The organism is Pseudoalteromonas ulvae UL12 (genome assembly GCF_014925405.1).
GTDB lineage: Bacteria > Pseudomonadota > Gammaproteobacteria > Enterobacterales > Alteromonadaceae > Pseudoalteromonas > Pseudoalteromonas ulvae.
In genome coordinates, this window is the sequence record NZ_AQHJ01000028.1 from 360,693 (window position 1) to 380,019 (window position 19,327).

The window sequence follows — 19,327 nt, forward strand, 5'->3', positions numbered from 1 at the left end:
AAGCAATTGTTGCTGTTTTATCAGCCAATTTGAGATTGTTAGCTGGTCAATGATTAAAAATTCACTGTTTGATAATTAATTCATCTCTTGGCTTGTACTAAAAGTGTTCTATCTTAGTCGTCAGTGATAATATTCATTTAATAAATTTTAAAGGATTGATATTCATGGTATTTACCCTGCGCTGTATTGTTACACTACTGTTGACTTTGAGCTTGTCGCTTCACGCAACTTTAGCGAGTGTATCTTCTCTTCCCACTGTCGATGCAAATGCTGATGAACCTAGTGTACAAGTATATGCGTATCAGGATATTCTTCGCCGTGATACACCCAGAGGCACATTACAAGGATTTTTAGAGGCCGCGTATAATCAAGATTTCATAACCGCTGCAAAATACCTCGATGTCCGCTATTTACCCGAAAACATGGTCAAAGAAGATGCCTCGCTTTACGCCAAACAATTACAAGCAATTATTGAGCGTAATATCTGGATCAATTTTAGCGAAGTGAATGATACCCCATCAGGCATGGCCAATGACGGCTTGCCTGACTACCGAGATACATTCGGAGCCATTGCAATCAATGGGCAAGAAATCAATCTCTATCTTCAAAAAGTACCGGATCAAGACATTGGTTTCATCTGGAAAATCTCCAATGCAACCTTAGCCAAAGTACCAAAACTCTATCAAGATCTCGGTTATGGCCCCCTTGTTGAATGGTTTATTGAAAATACGCCAGATGGCTATTTATTCAAGCTAAACCTGTGGGAGTGGGCGCTATTACTGTCTTACCTGACTCTTGCATTTGTAATTGTCATGCCAATTACATGGCTGATTAAATGGTTTGTTCTTCGGACAAATAACCAATTTAAACTAGAAATCAGTGCCATTATTACGGGTCCGTTTCGCCTATTTTTGGCACTCGCACTTGATCGTGCCTGGCTTGCAAATACCACTCTTTCTGCGTTAGCTACTGAAATTATTGATAACGCCATATTGTTTGTACTTTCTATTATGTGGTTGGTGTGGTCACTCATTGGCTTGTGCCAATGTATTTTCCGTGAATATTTAATTAAGAAAGGCAATAAACAAGGCGCTTCTCTGCTGCGCCCTTTAGTCAATTTTGTGCGCGTTATTTTATTAATATTGGCCGTGCTTATTTGGCTTGAATCACTTGGTTTTAATGCGGGTGCGATTTTAGCGGGTATGGGCATTGGCGGTATTGCGATTGCGTTAGCGTCTAAGCAATCAATTGAGAATTTAATTGGTACCATGACACTCTATTCTGCAGCCCCTATTAAAGTGGGCCATTTATGTAATTTTGGAGGTATGCGAGGTACAGTCGAAGAAATAGGTTTACGCTGTACACGTATTCGAACCGTTGATCGCTCAGTCATTCACGTACCTAATGCAAAACTCGCAGAAATGGAAATCGAAAATATTTCTGAGCGGGAAAAAATCCGTTTTAAAACCGATCTTCGTCTTGATTACTCGACCACAGCCGAGCAGCTTAAAGCCATTACTACCGACATAAAAGCATTATTTGAAAGGCATGAGTTAGTAGACGAAAGCCCATTACGCGTCACCTTTAAAGGGTTTGGCCTACATGGCTTAGAAATAAATATATTTGCTTACCTCGGCACCACTAGCCTACCTAAGTACCAATTTGCCGCTGAAGAACTTCAGTTTAGTATTATGGATATTGTTGCTCAGCATGGCTCTAAAATAGTGCCCGTGATGCCCTATGTTTCCCCTTCAGCATAATCAGTACGGTATTTACACGTAAAGAAAAACCACAGCCTAAACTGTGGTTTTTTATTAGGCGAGAGTTGATTCAGCGCTAAAAGTACGCTGCGTTCGCGTTAATTTGGCATCAAACCACATCAAAAGCACAGCGGTGATCCCACCTATGGCAGCAAATATGCACCACATCATCATTGGCATATTTGCTTTTTTGGCCAACTCTGAATACAACCAGCCCGACAATAACCCGGCAAACAAATTACCTAACGCCATAGAAACAAAATAATACCCCATATACATGGCCGTATTTTCTTTAGGTGCGATTGCGGCCACGTATTCTTGGCTTTTTGGAGATGCCACCATTTCACCGACAGCAAACACTAAAATTGAGGTCACCATTAACGTACCACCTAATAACATACCATGAGCTAAGCCGCCAATAATATAACCAACAGCGACAAGGAGTGTGCCACTGACAATGACTGGAATGGCTTTTAACTGATTACATAATTTGCTGATTGCGATTTGCACTATCACGATTAAAGCAAAGTCTAAGTTAATTAAGTATTCTGGGTTGATTTGACGATGCTGGTTAATCCAATTAGAGGTGAGCTCTGAGGCGCTAATAGTTTGCTTTAATACATTATTAAGACCCTCTTTGATCAACTCAGGTGGAACCATTACTTTATAATTAACCAAATCAAAATACAGCGCCTGAGTAAACATTGGGTCATTAACATCGCCTTTTAGAATAGAATGTTCAATAAATTCAGTCAGTTTTTCTGGATTGACAGCCGCGAGGAAATCCAACCAACTGGGCACAAAACGCTCAATTATCATGACTAAATCTTGGGTGTTTACAAAGTCGCGAATATACAAAGGAGTGGTAATAAATAACTGTAAATACATGGTCCAAAATCCATTTAAAATCAGTAAATAAGTGACAAAATTTTTATTTCCGACTCTAATTGTTTCTTGATACCACACTCCCCCCACCGAGCCCTTAATTAATCGGCTCCAAATGACATTAATTAATAGCCATATAAGACTTAACTGAATGAACACTGTGAAGCTGATTGACCCTTTTGCAGCAATCATAATTGCGATAATAAGCGGAATGACAACCACAGCTAAACGCGCATTTCCTAACACTTGTTGTGCTTGTGATAAGACTGTTTTCAGGCTCTCTGTACGGGTTGTTTTTTGCGGTTCATGGTAGAAAAAAATAACGGGGATAAAATTTAGCACTATCCATAATGATGACATGATAAACACCATATCCCAGCCAATTACCCGCATATATCCCGCGATAAGTGGCCCTAAAAAGCCACCGACATTGACCATAGTATAAAAAATTCCAAACCCTAAGCCACGATTTGTATCATCAGTGACACGAGCAACTGTGCCTACAACTATCGGTTTAAAACAAGCGGCGCCTATTGCTACCCCTAAGAAAACTGCACAAAATGACCAAAATTCAGTAACCTGACCCAGCATATAATAACTAGGGGCCATAATTATGAACGAAATAATAAACATCTTTTTATAACCGTATCGGTCGGCCAGTGCACCAGTAATCACCGGAAATAGGTAGAGTAAAAATGGGATCATCCCTTGCAAAAAACCCCGTTCTTTATCTGAAAAACCAAGGCCTCCCTGTGCGATTGGGCTAGTCATATATAAAGACGATAAGGTAAAAAAGCCATACCAAGCTAATCGTTCAAAAATCTCCATAGCGTTAGCGATATAAAAATTCGAACCAAAAGGGGTACGTTGCGTCATAATCAGTACACTTGTTATTATTGAATATAATATACAAAATACTTTTTTTACTTAGGCCTTGCAAGGATTATTACGCTAAGCACAAATTAAGAAGACAAAATGGTCATGCATAAAAAGACCCCCAGTAGTTTGTCCAACTATTGGGGTCACTTTAATCAACTGATCAAGCCTTTTTGCGCACTTCAGAAAGAGATAAACAGTTGCAATCTAATATTTAATAAATTTAACTTATTGATTTTTAAATGAATTAAACAGATTTAAATTATGTACTGACAGATTGATTATATACAACGAAGGGAACTCTTTGTCGGATTGTCGAAGGTTTTAACGGACAATTAGGCGAGCTGATCTGTAAAGAGCAATTTTATTGTTAGTCTATTTAACGCAGCTATCGCTGCAAATAGCCGCTCTAGATAGGTCTATTACTCAGAGTTTAGAGGCGTTATATCTTCCATTATCCTTGATAAAAGTATGAACCTAAGCAGCCACCGTTTGTTTTCCTGAATAAAGATGGAGTAAAGCACTCTCCATCTTAAAGAAAAAGGATTAATTTTGCGCAGTGTAACTAAACTTTTGTCCTCCAATGCTCGCTTCGTACATTAACCCACCTTTGGCTAATGTAAATACAGCCATACCTTTATAATATGGGCTTGCAGTGCGGGCGTTGCCGGCAGTAGCTTCTGCGCCCGTAGTGCCTGCTTGCGCATTTGCACTGATTGTTAAAGCTACGGCGCTTGCTTGCGCGCCAAACTCGAAATTGCCACTGGTAAAGTCTGTAAATGCACGTTTATCTTCAAAAAAGATAATTTGACTGAATGCTTGACCACCGAGTTGAAAGCCGACCGTCACTTGTGCAAGAGTGGTATTTCCGACATGGCTAGATTTTTCATAAACTCGCCCTTCCCCATAAGCGCCACCTATCCCAAACCCACCTTTACCTATTGTTGGAAAAACAGCATAACCATACGCATTGTTGAAAAACGGTGCGGTTTGCTTAATTTCTTTGAATGATGACTCAGTGGCAGAATATTCATCTGCTTTGCTAGGGTGACAAAACATCAAAAGACCTAACCATGCTGCAAATATTAGTTTTTTCATTTCTGACCTTTCTTACTAAGGGAGTGATGCCCTATTACCTAAGTGTAAAGGACCTTTACATTTAATTATCGAGTAACCAAGGCAACCCAAATTGCTGTTGGTATATTTGCAACAAAATACGTGCATCATCTGCAGGAAAATGCGTATAGTGATAATCTTTTATCCATTGTTGAAATGCTTTGCTTAAAAATAAATTATTTATTTTTTCAATAACAGCTCGGCCTTCATCAGTTGGACTGCAAACAAAGTATCCCATTTCATTGCCTTGAGAATCCTCAAGACGCCGACTGTATACCTTTTTATCTGAATCACTGATGAATGCATCGACGATAGATTGATATTCGATAATGAAATCTAACCGTCCTTTTATTAGCATCTGTACAAGCTGTTGATGCTTATTCATCCCATTTATTAAAATGAAATTATCTTTGTTGAGACTCGGATCTTTGCTAAGCACACTAAAGTAAGCTTTTGAGACCAATCCGATTCTAGCGTTTTTCGAAATCGCTGCGACTGTATTATCAACAGGTATATCTGATAAAGAAGGATCGATGTAAAACAGTTTGCGCTTTGGGTATATTGACGATGGAAACTTCGAAAAAACCATTGCCTGACTCCGCGCTTCATTTTTCACTATATTATACGAGCAGTAATTGGGCTCAGATTCGATTAACTCTAGCCCTCGTGCTAAGGTCGTTTTAAACATATCAAGGTCAATCTGAGGAGCGACCGCGGAATACAAGATATTCAACAGTGACCGTTCTATGGGAGCATATTCAAACTCATTGTCATTAATGGAGCGAGAAATAAAATAAACAGTTTTCACCCTATGATCACTTTTTTGGCGCTCTTGAGGATGTGACATGACTTGTAAAGGCCATAACGCCAAAACAACGAGCAGTATCATTGCTTTTAACAATATCCGTTCTCGATGGTTCGTCATCACTTAATTTTCAGCCCTTCTTTCAGCACAAAAATAGATTTTAGTCGTTCAAACCAAAATGGTGAACCAAGAGATATCAACACCACTGAGCACAATAAGCCAAACAAGCGACTTATCAAAGTAAATACATCAAGTTGTCCATGCGAGATTGGCACATAATATTCAATCCCATCAGGAAGCACAGTGAAGCTAATCATATTGCTTTGCATAAGTGCATTAGCCAAACACAATAGTTGTTGATCTTCGGAGCTCGCAATAGAGCATGTCTCTTGAATGGCTTGACTTAAAACTTGCTGTTGGGGTGCTGTTAAATTCATCCCTTTTTCAATAATTTCAATTGCATCCAATTGAAAGACCACAACCAACATAACGGTGAAAAATAAAGCACTTATGTGGGTAAGACGACGAAAACGAAACCGCATCTCGACTTCAATACGAGAAAAATAGTGTCCTGCTTTTTGACACAGCTCAGCAATCCCCTGCTTATTGTTGACACCATTGTGTAACAACACAGCTTCGATTTGCGAAGTAAGCTCTGCCACTGTTATTTCGCTTCGTCGATAACTGAGCCAGCGATGGGAGCCACCAATCACAGGGGTTAATTGCTGCAAAAATGCACCTTGAAGTGATTGATGCAAATTAGAAAGAGAGTGTGCTTTTTCATCCTCCCACTCATGTACTTGTGTCTCAACATATTGACTGAGGGATTGTAAACCTAGGATTAAATTTTTCTGTCGCCAATTTGCAAGTTTTTGTATTAATTGTACGCAACTGCTCACGATTAAACTCATTAATAACATAACCGCGCAAAAAACAATTAACATCCCTATTATTTGAAAAATCATTTAAAATCATCATTGTAATCATTTTCAATAGTTGACCATGTTTTAAGTAGAAACTCAACATACCCGAAGATATAAGCCAGTGTTTCATTAAACAATTTTTACAATTAATGTGTATGATCTTTGCGTCTGTTTTGGCACACTCACAGATGAATTCCTGAGGTATTAAAGGGCTGGCACGTTTAAGTCATCCCTTTACTACTTTTGAGGAAATATCATGTCAATAATACGTCCAAAAATTGTCATTGTCGGTGGTGGAGCTGGCGGGCTAGCACTGGCAACACAATTAGGTCACAGTTTAGGGAAAAAAGAACACGCTGAGATTTTTTTAGTTGATAAAAATCGTAGTCACATATGGAAACCGCTACTTCATGAGGTCGCGACAGGCTCACTTGACGCCGATCTAGATGGTGTTATTTATAGTGCCCATGCCGCAAAACATTCCTACCGCTTTGTATTAGGCACCTTTGTTGACTTAGATCAGCAACAAAAAACGCTCACATTAGGTGCATTATCTGATGAAGACGGCCATGAGATTTTACCGCAACGAACGTTAGATTATGATTATTTAGTGTTGGCTATTGGTAGCGTGAGTAACGATTTCAATACGCCCGGTATAAAAGATCATTGTTATTTTCTCGATTCAAATCAACAGGCTGAGCGGTTTCAACATGCGCTTTTAGATAACTTTACCCGTGTACATCAAAGCAATGACTCTGATACTCCGCTTAAAATTGCCATCGTTGGCGGTGGGGCTACAGGAGTCGAACTATCAGCTGAGCTTTATCATGTGACTGATTTGCTAAAAATGTATGGTTTAACCAATATGACCGCGAATAAATTACACATTAGCTTGATTGAAGCCGGTCCACGTATTTTGCCCGCATTATCAGAACGCATTGCACTATCAGCTAAACGCGAATTGAGCCAATTAGGCGTGCATATCACTGAAAATACCCAAGTAAAGGCGGCGACAAGCAAAGGCTTTATTATCCAAGATGAACAACAAATTGATGCAGATATCATGGTGTGGGCTGCTGGTGTCAAAGCACCTGATTTTATTAAAGAATTAGGGTTATTTGAGTTAACTCGCAATAACCAAATAAAAGTCAATGACTTTCTACAATCAACCGCTGATGATGCGATATTTGTTATCGGGGACTGTTGCGCTTTTACACAAGCTGATGGCTCCCTAGTCCCTCCTCGGGCTCAGTCTGCCCATCAAATGGCTAAAACGGTGAAAGCCAACCTCATAGCATGTGTTAAAGGAAGAGAGCTGCAACCATTTCGTTATCAAGATCATGGCTCATTAGTTAACTTATCTCGATTTAGTACTGTTGGTAGTTTAATGGGTAATTTAACTAAGAATAGTTTTTTTATTGAAGGGAAAATTGCACGCATCATGTATATCTCTTTATATCGCATGCATCAACGCGCTATTCACGGTACTTGGCGCACCATAGGTTTATGGCTCAGTGAAAAAATGATGCGTATTGTTCGTCCAAAAATGAAATTACACTAAATTAACCTGCTCTCTATTTAATAGATAATTCACATGATGAGTTAATCAAGAGGCTGTTGATCTTTCGTGAAAGTTTTGACAGTGAATTGTTAGGTAGTTAATGCTGGATGCTTGCTTTTGCGTGTAATCAGTTTCGATGGTTTAAATTTCAGTCAACATAAAGCCAGTAGAGCGACTCTACTGGCTTTTAAAAACATCGAGTTTCTTAGTAACTGAACCTATTAAACCGTGGCTAGGTTACCTTCAAAGGTAAAATCGAGTTTATTATCTATCAAGTTAATTTTAACCGTGCCACCTTCGGTAAGTGCACCAAACAAAATTTCATTGGCTAAAGGCTTTTTCAACCTCTCTTGAATGACCCGAGCCATCGGGCGAGCGCCCATTGCTTGATCATATCCTTCATTAGCAAGCCATTGACGTGCTTTATCTGTCAACTCAAGACACACCGACTTCTTATCTAATTGTGCTTGTAATTCAACAATAAACTTATCAACCACTTGTAAAATCACTTCTTCATTAAGGTGATTAAACCAAATAATGTTATCAAGGCGATTTCTAAACTCAGGAGTAAATGTTTTATTAATTTCAGACAGCGCATCATGAGAATGATCTTGCTGTTTAAAACCAATTGATTTACGTATTGTTTCTTGTACACCGGCATTGGTGGTCATCACTAAAATAATATTTCTAAAATCAGCTTTACGACCATTGTTGTCTGTCAATGTTCCATGATCCATGACCTGAAGCAGGATATTAAAAATATCGGAATGTGCTTTTTCAATCTCATCAAGCAAGACGACCGCGTGCGGTTGTTTAATCACAGCCTCAGTGAGTAACCCCCCTTGTTCAAAACCAACATATCCTGGTGGTGCCCCAATCAAACGACTAATTGCATGGCGCTCCATATATTCAGACATATCAAATCTGATTAAATCAACACCCATACACTTAGCTAGTTGCTTTGTGACTTCAGTTTTACCGACCCCGGTTGGACCGGCAAACAAGAAAGAGCCGATTGGTTTGTCTTCACTCGATAACCCTGAGCGTGAGAGCCTAATCGCCGCAGTAAGTGCATCGATTGATTCATCTTGCCCAAACACCACCATTTTAAGATTACGGTCAATATTCTTTAAGGTTTCTTTATCAGACGAAGACACGCTTTGTTGAGGGATCCGCGCCATTTTGGCGATGATTTGTTCAATATCAGCCACACCTATGGTTTTTTTGCGTTTAGACGCAGTAAGCAAACGTTGGTTGGCTCCAGCTTCATCAATTACATCGATTGCTTTATCAGGTAAATGACGTTCATTGATGTATTTTGCACTAAGCTCTGCAGCAGCGCGCAGCGCTTTTTGTGTATAACGAATACCATGGTGTTGCTCATAGCGCTCTTTTAAGCCGTTTAATATTTTTGTGGTATCTTCGACGGATGGCTCTGCCACATCAATCTTTTGAAAACGACGCACTAAAGCACGATCTTTTTCAAAGATATTTTTAAACTCGCCATATGTGGTCGACCCCATACAACGAAGTTTTCCGCTTGAGAGCAAAGGCTTAATTAAATTAGACGCATCCATCACACCACCCGACGCAGCGCCCGCCCCAATGATGGTATGAATTTCGTCAATAAACAAAATGGCATCTGGTTCTTTTTGAAGCTGTTTTAACAATGATTTGAAGCGTTTTTCGAAGTCACCACGGTATTTAGTCCCTGCAAGCAAAGCGCCCATATCAAGAGAATAAACAACCGCGTCTTTAATCACTTCTGGTACATCATCATTAACAATACGATAAGCAAGCCCTTCTGCGATAGCTGTTTTACCAACACCCGCTTCACCCACTAATAATGGATTGTTCTTTTTACGACGACATAATACCTGTACCGCACGTTCAACTTCAGCATCGCGTCCAATTAATGGATCTATGTGACCTTGCTCAGCTTGCTGATTTAAGTTTGAAGTAAAATTAGTCAGCTGATTCGACTCTTCCTGAGGGGTTTCGAGAATTTCATCGGACATCTCCTCATGTTCTTCGTCGTCATGATGCGAGTCTAATTTTGAAATTCCATGAGAGATGTAATTGACGATATCAAGTCTGGTGACATCGTTCTTTTTAAGTAAATATACAGCCTGACTTTCTTGTTCGCTAAAAATAGCGACCAAAACATTAGCCCCTGTTACTTCGTTTTTACCCGAAGATTGCACATGAAAAACAGCACGTTGTAATACACGCTGAAAACCAAGTGTCGGTTGTGTTTCTCTGTCTTGCTCAAGTTCAGGGATTAACGGCGTTGTTTCATCAATAAAGTCAGACAAGGATGTTTTTAATGAAGACAAGTCGGTGCCGCAGCCCGTTAACGCTTCAATGGCGGCTGGGTTATCAAGTAAAGCTAATAGTAAATGTTCAACCGTCATAAACTCATGGCGACGGGTTCTCGCTTCACGAAAAGCTGAGTTTAGGGTAATTTCAAGATCTTTGTTTAGCATAGGCAACTCCTAACAGCTCAGAATGTATCTGGTTATACCTGCTCATAACTACATAGCAGTGGATGCTCATTATCACGTGCGTATTGATTAACTTGAGCCGCTTTGGTTTCAGCAATTTCTGCAGAATAAACACCGCACACTGCTCGCCCCTCGTAATGAACTTTAAGCATAATCTCTGCCGCTTGTTCATTTGTTTTATTAAAAAATGTCATGATTACTTCTATGACAAAGTCCATAGGGGTGTAATCATCATTATTTAGGATTACTTGATACTGTCTTGGAGGCTTAAGCTTTTGCTTTTCAGTGTCCTTAACGGTATCAATTACATCAGACTCTTTATAACCACTCATAATATTAATATAGTCATCTCATGGGTTCTCAAGCAAACTTGAGAAGTAAAATAATAAAAAAATATTTGATTAAAAAAACAACCAAAAACACTTGACTGATTGCTCATTTAAACTACAGTCGTTTATGAACATGGTTAGTCACTAACCAGTTTACCAATTTATAGTTGTTTAGAATAACTAAATTAGTCAACTTATAGAAGGATGTAGAAGTATGGCTTGCGGAAAAGTCAAATGGTTCAATAACGCAAAAGGGTTTGGTTTCATTGTTGCTGATGGTCGTGAAGAAGACATCTTTGCACACTTTTCAACAATCACAATGGATGGTTACAAAACGCTTAAAGCTGGCCAAGACGTTACATTTGAATTGCAAGAAGGTCCAAAAGGGCTCCACGCAACCAATATAGAACCGAGTGGAGAAATGCTCTAACCAGTATTTCTCAAGCAATAAAAGCGGGTTAACCCGCTTTTTGTTTATCTATCCCTTTATTGCCCTTTTCTTTCTGTTTTGTGTTTCAACTTATACTATTCGGTAATAAGCCCCCCCTGTTTTATTTACTAACTCACTGATATACTAATGCGCGAAAACTTGACTGGATTAATTTGCAATCTTCTTATTTGCTGTTTAAATTCAGTTTCAAATTATTCAAATAATCATGGTACTGCTGCCGTCATTATTGGATATCTCTAATTGACTTACTCTATCAATATTGAGTAGCAATGAAATGCATTGTTGATTAAGGCGTTTACGCCCACACTTTAGGAAGAATGATGACTACAAAAACATCAAAGATCATATATACCAAGACCGACGAAGCGCCGGCTTTAGCAACGTATTCACTTTTACCCATTATCCAAGCATTCACCAAAGTTTCCGGTGTTGAAGTTGAAACGCGCGATATTTCTTTAGCTGGTCGTGTTATTGCAAACTTCCCTGAGTACCTTACCGAAGAACAACGTATCGGTGATGCGTTAGCTGAATTGGGTGATCTTGCAAAAACACCTGAAGCAAACATCATTAAACTTCCTAATATCAGTGCTTCTGTCCCTCAATTACAAGCTGTTGTCAAAGAGTTACAAGCACAAGGATATGCACTACCAAACTACCCAGAAGAAGCGAAAACTGACGAAGAAAAAGCAGTTAAAGCGACTTACGATAAAATCAAAGGCAGTGCGGTAAACCCTGTACTTCGTGAAGGTAATTCAGATCGTCGTGCACCTGGTTCTGTAAAGCAATATGCAAAAACAAATCCTCATTCAATGGGTGCATGGGATAAAAACTCAAAATCTCACGTAGCAAGCATGACACAAGGTGATTTTTTCGCGTCAGAGCAATCTGTAACTGTTGAGCAAGCAACAGATGTTCGTATTGAACACGTTGCTGCAAATGGTGAGATTACAGTGCTAAAAGCAAGCACACCGTTATTAGCCGGTGAAGTCATTGACTCTTCAGTGTTAAGTGCTGCTGCATTGCGTGAATTCTTAGAGCTTGAGATTAATAAAGCAAAACAAGAAGATGTGCTTTTATCTGTCCACTTAAAAGCCACCATGATGAAAGTGTCAGACCCAATTATCTTTGGTCATGCTGTCACTGTATTCTTTAAAGACGTTTTTGCGAAACACGCAGCATTATTTGCTGAATTAGGTGTTGATGTAAATAACGGCTTAGGTGATGTATATAGCAAGATCCAAACATTACCAACAGAAAAACGTCAAGAAATAGAAGCTGACATTGCCGCTGTTTATGCCGAGCGCCCTGCACTTGCCATGGTTGACTCTGACAAAGGCATCACTAATCTTCATGTTCCTAGTGATGTTATCATCGATGCTTCAATGCCTGCTTGTATTCGTTCTTCAGGTCAAATGTGGGGCCCGGATGGTCAATTAAAAGATACTAAAGCGATTATCCCTGATCGTAGCTATGCTGGCGTTTATCAAGCCACTATCGATTTCTGTAAAGAACATGGCGCATTTGATCCTACAACTATGGGTAGCGTACCGAATGTTGGTTTGATGGCTCAAAAAGCTGAAGAATACGGCTCGCACGACAAAACGTTTGAAGTCGCAGCGGCAGGTGAAATACGCGTAGTTGACACTAACGGTACTGTATTGCTGCAACACACTGTTGCACAAGGTGATATTTGGCGCATGTGTCAGGTGAAAGATGCACCAATCCAAGATTGGGTTAAGCTTGCTGTGAATCGTGCTCGTTTATCTGATACGCCTGCTGTATTTTGGTTAGATGAAAACCGTGCACACGATGCCCAGTTAATCAAAAAAGTAAATGCATATTTACCACAGCATGACACCGCAGGATTAGAGATCCACATTCTTTCTCCTATCGACGCGACAAAATTCTCATTAGAGCGTATCAAGCAAGGTCTGGATACTATTTCTGTTACAGGTAACGTACTTCGTGATTACCTAACAGATTTATTCCCAATTCTTGAGCTTGGTACGAGCGCAAAAATGCTCTCTATCGTACCACTAATGAATGGTGGTGGTTTATTCGAAACGGGTGCAGGTGGTTCAGCACCTAAGCACGTTCAACAGTTCGAAAAAGAAAACCACTTACGTTGGGATTCTCTTGGTGAATTCTTAGCACTTGCTGCGTCTTTAGAGCACTTAAGTGTGACAGCTGATAATGCTAAAGCAAAAGTGTTAGCGGATACTCTAGACGAAGCGACAGCTAAGTTCTTGCAAGAAAATAAATCGCCTTCACGCCGCGTAAATGAGCTAGACAACCGTGGTAGCCACTTCTACTTGACTCTTTACTGGGCTCAAGCGTTAGCTGCACAAACAGCAAATGCTGAACTAGCAGCAATTTTTGCAACGCCAGCTGCAGAGCTTGCTGAAAACGAAATGACAATCGTAAACGAGCTAAACTCTGCTCAAGGTGTCAGCGTTGATGTGAACGGTTATTACTTCCCAAGCGATGAGCTTGCCAGTAAAGCAATGCGCCCAAGTGCGACCCTTAATACAATTATCGACAAAATCTAATTGATAATTTATTAAAACAATCAGGGCACTTCGGTGCCCTTTTTTGTTTATCTCAGTATAATTAACCCATTAATCGAACTCAGAGTGATCTTATGCCTTCACCGCAGGGTAAGCGCCCATCTATTCAACGTAAAAAACCAACTCAAAAATCCATCAAACCACGGCCAAGTGAACAAAAAATTGTGCTGTTCAATAAACCTTTTGATGTGTTGTGCCAATTTACGGATCAAGAAGGACGCCAAACATTAGCCGATTTTGTCTCCATTAAAGATATCTATGCCGCCGGGCGACTCGATCGCGATAGTGAAGGATTACTGGTGTTGACCAATGACGGACAACTGCAAAATAAACTGGCTTCCCCCAAACATAAAACCAGTAAAACCTACTGGGTACAAGTGGAGGGTGTCCCGACCCAACACGCAATTACACAACTGTGTGAAGGCGTTGAGCTCAAAGACGGTATGACCTTGCCCGCAAAAGTTGAAATGATTGATGAACCTAATATCTGGCCACGAACCCCACCTATTCGCGAGCGCCAAAATATTCCTACCACTTGGTTATCTGTCACTCTCACTGAAGGACGAAATAGACAAGTAAGACGAATGACCGCGCACATTGGCCATCCTACTTTGCGCTTGATCCGTTACCGTGTTGGGCAATGGACGATAGAGGGTATCGAAAATGGTCAATTTAAAGATGTATCTAAGGTCCAATAATGCACAAACCTCATGTGACTGTTGCAGCCGTTGTTCAACATCAAGATAAGTATCTTTTTGTACTAGAAAAAGACAAAACAACTAATCAGCGGGTCATCAATCAACCTGCTGGGCACTTAGAGCAAAATGAGACCTTAATTGAAGCCTGCCAAAGAGAACTGCTCGAAGAAACAGGCTTACATTTACAGCCAGAAAGCTTCATTGGTACTTATCGATATCGTGCGCCCAATGGCATTGACTATCTAAGATTTTGTTTTTATTTTCAAGTTGATACCTTAGATCATCCTCTAGCACCACAAGACAGCGACATCGAACAAGCTCTCTGGTTAACAAAAAATGAGCTTCATCACTACACTTTGCGAAGTCCATTAGTGCTGCAATGCCTTACTGACTCGGAACAACGACCGAGAATGAGTTTAGAGTATATTTGTGGTTAATTAGCATTAAGTTACCATTTAGCCATCCGCAATTGCGTGCTACAATATGCGCCTTTAAAATCTTTAGTTAGTATCACTATGAGCGACAACAGTAACATCAAAGTCATCGTCGGTATGTCCGGTGGTGTCGATTCTTCCGTTTCTGCCTACTTGTTAATGCAACAAGGGTATCAGGTTGAAGGCCTTTTCATGAAAAACTGGGAAGAAGATGATACTGATGAATACTGCGCTGCAGCGGACGATCTCAAAGACGCTCAGGCTGTCTGTGAAAAATTAGGCATCCCTCTTCATACCGTCAATTTTGCTTCAGAATATTGGGATAACGTGTTCGAGTATTTCCTTGAGGAATACAAAGCGGGTCGTACCCCCAATCCAGATATCATGTGTAATAAGGAAATTAAATTTAAAGCCTTTTTACAATTTGCGGCAGAAGCTCTCAATGCTGATTTTATTGCTACAGGCCATTACGTTCGCCGTGCGCTGCGTGATGATCAATATGTCATGCTGCGTGGTGATGACAACAACAAAGATCAAAGCTATTTCTTATACACTCTCAGTCACGAACACTTAGCTCAAACCTTATTTCCTGTCGGCGAAATAGAAAAGCCAGAAGTAAGACGTATTGCAGAAGAGCAAAACCTGATCACACACGATAAAAAAGACAGCACCGGGATTTGCTTTATTGGTGAGCGTAAATTTAAAGATTTCTTACAAAAGTTTTTACCGGCACAACCTGGGAAAATTGAAGACACCGATGGTCAAGTTGTCGGCGATCACGAAGGTCTTATGTACCATACGTTAGGCCAGCGAAAAGGTCTGCTGATCGGTGGCATGAAAGAAGGCTCTGGCGAGCCATGGTATGTAGTCGATAAAGATCTCGAGCGTAATGTACTCGTTGTTGGTCAAGGAAAAGATCACCCGCGCCTTTATGCCAATGGTTTGATGGCAAATCAGTTGCATTGGGTCGACCGAGTCGGTCCAAAAACCACCTTACGCTGTACTGTTAAAACCCGTTATCGTCAAACCGATGTAGCTTGTACTTTGTTGGTTGGCGATGATGGCTATGCCCGCGTATTATTTGACCAACCCGAAAAAGCAGTCACTCCGGGTCAGTCAGCAGTATTTTATTCTGACGATGTATGTCTAGGCGGCGGCATTATCGATTCGGTTATCAAATGAGTATGCAAAACCAAGTAATGGCGCTGGCTGCAATGTGCCAAGTCGCTAAGTATGTGCAAAAAGTTGCTCAATACGGTCAACTAAATGACCATGATCTGGATATTATGCTGCTGAGTTTAATCCAAACCGATCCTGATAGCCCTGAAGAAATATACGGCTCGCATGGCAATTTGCGTGACGGTTATCGCCTGGTTGTTCAGCAGCTAGAAAGCGGCTCAGAAAAAGATATTGAAATGGTCAAATATGTCGGGGGGCTGATTCAACTCGAACGCGCTCTCAATGCTAAGCCACAAAACATGGCACTTCTTGGCAGTCGTCTTGATGACATCAAACGACGTTTGAATCATTTTGATATCCATGACGAAACAATCATCGCTAGTTTTGCTGATATTTACGCAGAAGTAGTCAGTCCTCTTGGCCAACGTATTCAGGTCTTTGGCAAACCGACTTTACTTTCTCACAAGCCTGTACAGAATAAAATCCGAGCCTTATTACTTGCCGGGATCCGTGCTGCGGTTCTTTGGCGTCAGATGGGTGGCAAGCGTCGTCACTTCTTTTTGGCAAAAGGTAAAATTGTTACAACTGCAAAATCAATGTATTAACTTAAGATCTTACATTATTATTAGGAGCTATTATGGAGCTTTCAGCGTTAACCGCTATCTCCCCTGTTGACGGTCGTTACGGCAGCAAAACATCAGAACTTCGCAGCATTTTCAGCGAATTTGGCTTGATAAAATACCGAGTGACGGTAGAAGTTCGTTGGTTACAAGCACTTTCACGTGCACAAGCGATTGCAGAAGTACCTGCATTCAGTGACCAAGCAAATGCGATTTTAGATGCCATCGTGACAGACTTTTCTGAAGCAGATGCGGCGCGTGTTAAGGAAATCGAACGCACCACTAATCACGATGTTAAAGCGGTTGAATACCTTCTAAAAGAAAAAGTAGCGAATAATCCAGAACTTAATGCTGTAAACGAGTTTATTCATTTTGCATGTACGTCTGAAGATATTAACAATCTATCTCACGCATTAATGTTATCTGAAGCCCGCAGTGCTGTTTTATTACCATACTGTGATCAGCTTTTAGACGCGATTAAAGGCTTAGCTCACCAATATCAAGCCATTCCAATGATGACTCGTACACACGGTCAGCCTGCTTCACCTTCGACTATGGGTAAAGAAATGGCTAACGTGTATGCACGTTTAAAACGTCAACGTGATCAAATCGCCAATATTGAAATGCTAGGTAAAGCAAACGGCGCTGTTGGTAACTACAACGCTCACCTAAGTGCTTACCCTGATTACGATTGGCATGCCCACGCAGAAGCCTTTATTACTGGTTTAGGTATTACATTCAATCCGTTTACTACACAAATAGAACCCCATGACTACATTGCGGAATTATTTGATGCAGTTGCACGTTTTAATACCATTCTTATCGATTTCGATCGTGATGTTTGGGGTTATATTGCCCTTGGCCATTTCAAGCAAAAAACCGTTGCAGGTGAAATCGGCTCATCTACTATGCCGCATAAAGTTAACCCTATCGACTTTGAAAACTCGGAAGGTAACTTAGGCTTAGCAAATGCGATATTTGGTCATTTAGCTCAAAAATTACCTATCTCTCGTTGGCAACGTGACTTAACAGATTCTACCGTGCTGCGTAATTTAGGTGTCGGTATGGGTTATGCTGTGATTGCTTACCAATCGACCCTAAAAGGGATCAGCAAACTAGAAGTCAATGAAGCAAAGTTGCTAGAAGAACTTGACCAAAACTGGGAATTACTTGCTGAACCAATTCAAACAGTGATGCGTAAATATGGCATCGAAAAGCCATATGAAAAACTCAAAGAGCTAACCCGTGGTAAGCGTGTTAATCAACAAATCATGGCTGACTTTATCGATGGCCTTGAGTTGCCTGAAGAAGCTAAAGTTGAAATGAAAAAATTAACACCAGCTAACTACATTGGCCGTGCTATTGAGTTAACGAATACTCTATAATAGCGCCATAGGCACTGTTTAATAAAAGCGAAAGGTCAGCCTTTCGCTTTTTTTTTCCCAAAAATGTGGATATCTGTAATATGTATGAATTAACCATCAATGGTTTAAGCAAGCAGCAATTTCTTGACCAATATTGGCAAAAAAAACCCTTGTTAATCAAAAAGGGATTCAATGATTTTATTGATCCGCTCAGTGCTGAAGAATTGGCCGGATTAGCGATGGAAGAATGCGTCGAGTCACGCATCGTCACCAACCACCAAGAAAAATGGCAAGCGCATCATGGGCCATTCGAAGACTTTTCATTACTCACAGATCACCATGCCACTCTTTTAGTACAGGCCGTCGATCATTGGCACCCAGAAGCCGCAGAGCTGCTCGCGCCATTTCGCTTTATCCCTAATTGGCGAATCGATGATTTAATGATTTCGTACTCAACTCCAGGTGGAGGTGTTGGCCCTCATCTTGATCAATACGACGTCTTCATCATTCAAGGAGCCGGTAAACGTCATTGGCGTGTCGGTGTGGCAGAACAAACACTCAATGAAGTGATCCCATGTAAAGATTTATTGCAAATCACACAATTTGAGGCAGTGATTGATACTGTGCTGGAGCCTGGTGATATTTTATATATTCCACCTGGTTGCCCTCATGAAGGCTATGCGACAGAAAATGCACTCAACTACTCTGTCGGTTTTCGTGCACCAAATCAAATCGATATGCTTTCATCATTTAGTGACTACTTAATTGATAACGAACTCGGTAAACAGCGTTATAGCGATCCCGATTTATTACTCACTGAGTCAATAGGCGAACTGACTCAAGCAGAATTTACACGTATTCAAAGCTTATTAATGAGTCAAATTCAACATACAGAGCAATTACAAAATTGGTTAGGACAATTTTTATCGACTGCCAAACATGACATGGATTTAGCGGCTCCTGATGAACCTTATACAGTAGAAGAAATCAAAGAGCTGTGCCAAGCGGATGACATCGTTTTGTATCGCGTTGGCGGCCTGCGTGCTATTTATCAACTTCAGCCTGATACACTCTTATTAAGCATTAATGGTACTAATTATAATTTACCATTAAATCAATTAGATGATGCAAAATTGTTAACAGAACAGACGCAAATCACATCCGACCAGTTAAAAAGTTCAATAAACAATCAAATTTTCATGCAAACCTTAACTACACTTATAAACGAGGGCTACTGGTATATTGAGTAAATGAG

16 protein-coding genes are annotated in these 19,327 nt (G+C 40.4%); 10 read left to right on the forward strand and 6 right to left on the reverse strand.

Features of this window, described 5'->3' with window-relative positions; translation table 11 throughout:
* Positions 1–164 precede the first annotated feature (164 nt).
* Positions 165–1,760, forward strand: coding sequence for a mechanosensitive ion channel family protein (locus tag PULV_RS11990; RefSeq protein ID WP_193331827.1), 1,596 nt, complete (start codon positions 165–167; stop codon positions 1,758–1,760).
* A gap of 54 nt (positions 1,761–1,814) precedes the next feature.
* Here PULV_RS11990 and PULV_RS11995 read toward each other — a convergent pair whose 3' ends face one another.
* The 4 genes from PULV_RS11995 to PULV_RS12010 all read right to left on the reverse strand — a co-directional run bounded on the left by PULV_RS11995 (position 1,815) and on the right by PULV_RS12010 (position 6,341).
* A complete protein-coding gene (locus PULV_RS11995) occupies positions 1,815–3,521 on the reverse strand; it encodes an MFS transporter (protein WP_193331828.1) in 1,707 nt (568 codons plus the stop codon).
* A 546-nt stretch (positions 3,522–4,067) separates the two neighbouring features.
* Positions 4,068–4,619, reverse strand: coding sequence for a lipid-binding SYLF domain-containing protein (locus PULV_RS12000; RefSeq protein ID WP_193331829.1), 552 nt, complete (start codon positions 4,617–4,619; stop codon positions 4,068–4,070).
* A 61-nt stretch (positions 4,620–4,680) separates the two neighbouring features.
* Complete coding sequence (locus tag PULV_RS12005) at positions 4,681–5,445, reverse strand: hypothetical protein (protein ID WP_193331830.1); 765 nt, start codon at positions 5,443–5,445, stop codon at positions 4,681–4,683.
* 116 nt (positions 5,446–5,561) lie between these two features.
* A complete protein-coding gene (locus PULV_RS12010; RefSeq protein WP_140372866.1) occupies positions 5,562–6,341 on the reverse strand; it encodes a hypothetical protein in 780 nt (259 codons plus the stop codon).
* 280 nt (positions 6,342–6,621) lie between these two features.
* Here PULV_RS12010 and PULV_RS12015 point away from each other — a divergent pair, with 280 nt between their 5' ends.
* Positions 6,622–7,926, forward strand: a complete 1,305-nt coding sequence (locus tag PULV_RS12015; protein WP_193331831.1) for an NAD(P)/FAD-dependent oxidoreductase — start codon at positions 6,622–6,624, stop codon at positions 7,924–7,926.
* Between the two features lie 221 nt (positions 7,927–8,147).
* Here PULV_RS12015 and clpA read toward each other — a convergent pair whose 3' ends face one another.
* Positions 8,148–10,412 (reverse strand): ATP-dependent Clp protease ATP-binding subunit ClpA, encoded by a 2,265-nt coding sequence (gene clpA / locus PULV_RS12020; RefSeq protein WP_086745193.1) that lies wholly within the window; start codon positions 10,410–10,412, stop codon positions 8,148–8,150.
* Positions 10,413–10,444: 32 nt separating this feature from the next.
* Positions 10,445–10,762, reverse strand: coding sequence for an ATP-dependent Clp protease adapter ClpS (clpS, locus tag PULV_RS12025; protein ID WP_086745194.1), 318 nt, complete (start codon positions 10,760–10,762; stop codon positions 10,445–10,447).
* A 211-nt stretch (positions 10,763–10,973) separates the two neighbouring features.
* Here clpS and cspD point away from each other — a divergent pair, with 211 nt between their 5' ends.
* The 8 genes from cspD (at position 10,974) to PULV_RS12065 (ending at position 19,322) form a co-directional block, all read left to right on the forward strand.
* Positions 10,974–11,189: a cold shock domain-containing protein CspD gene (cspD, locus tag PULV_RS12030; protein WP_086745195.1), complete on the forward strand. Its 216-nt coding sequence runs from the start codon at positions 10,974–10,976 to the stop codon at positions 11,187–11,189.
* 341 nt (positions 11,190–11,530) lie between these two features.
* Positions 11,531–13,759, forward strand: coding sequence for an NADP-dependent isocitrate dehydrogenase (locus tag PULV_RS12035; protein WP_193331832.1), 2,229 nt, complete (start codon positions 11,531–11,533; stop codon positions 13,757–13,759).
* Between the two features lie 92 nt (positions 13,760–13,851).
* On the forward strand, positions 13,852–14,475 hold the full coding sequence (locus tag PULV_RS12040) for a pseudouridine synthase (protein ID WP_086745197.1): 624 nt from the start codon (positions 13,852–13,854) through the stop codon (positions 14,473–14,475).
* Positions 14,475–14,912, forward strand: coding sequence for an NUDIX domain-containing protein (locus PULV_RS12045; RefSeq protein WP_086745198.1), 438 nt, complete (start codon positions 14,475–14,477; stop codon positions 14,910–14,912). The genes PULV_RS12040 and PULV_RS12045 overlap by 1 nt, the downstream gene beginning before the upstream one ends.
* A 78-nt stretch (positions 14,913–14,990) precedes the next feature.
* Positions 14,991–16,091, forward strand: a complete 1,101-nt coding sequence (gene mnmA / locus PULV_RS12050) for a tRNA 2-thiouridine(34) synthase MnmA (protein WP_086745199.1) — start codon at positions 14,991–14,993, stop codon at positions 16,089–16,091.
* Positions 16,088–16,693, forward strand: a complete 606-nt coding sequence (hflD, locus tag PULV_RS12055) for a high frequency lysogenization protein HflD (RefSeq protein WP_086745200.1) — start codon at positions 16,088–16,090, stop codon at positions 16,691–16,693. The genes mnmA and hflD overlap by 4 nt, the downstream gene beginning before the upstream one ends.
* Before the next feature lie 32 nt (positions 16,694–16,725).
* On the forward strand, positions 16,726–18,093 hold the full coding sequence (purB, locus tag PULV_RS12060) for an adenylosuccinate lyase (protein WP_086745201.1): 1,368 nt from the start codon (positions 16,726–16,728) through the stop codon (positions 18,091–18,093).
* A gap of 80 nt (positions 18,094–18,173) precedes the next feature.
* Complete coding sequence (locus PULV_RS12065) at positions 18,174–19,322, forward strand: cupin domain-containing protein (RefSeq protein ID WP_193331833.1); 1,149 nt, start codon at positions 18,174–18,176, stop codon at positions 19,320–19,322.
* Positions 19,323–19,327 lie beyond the last annotated feature (5 nt).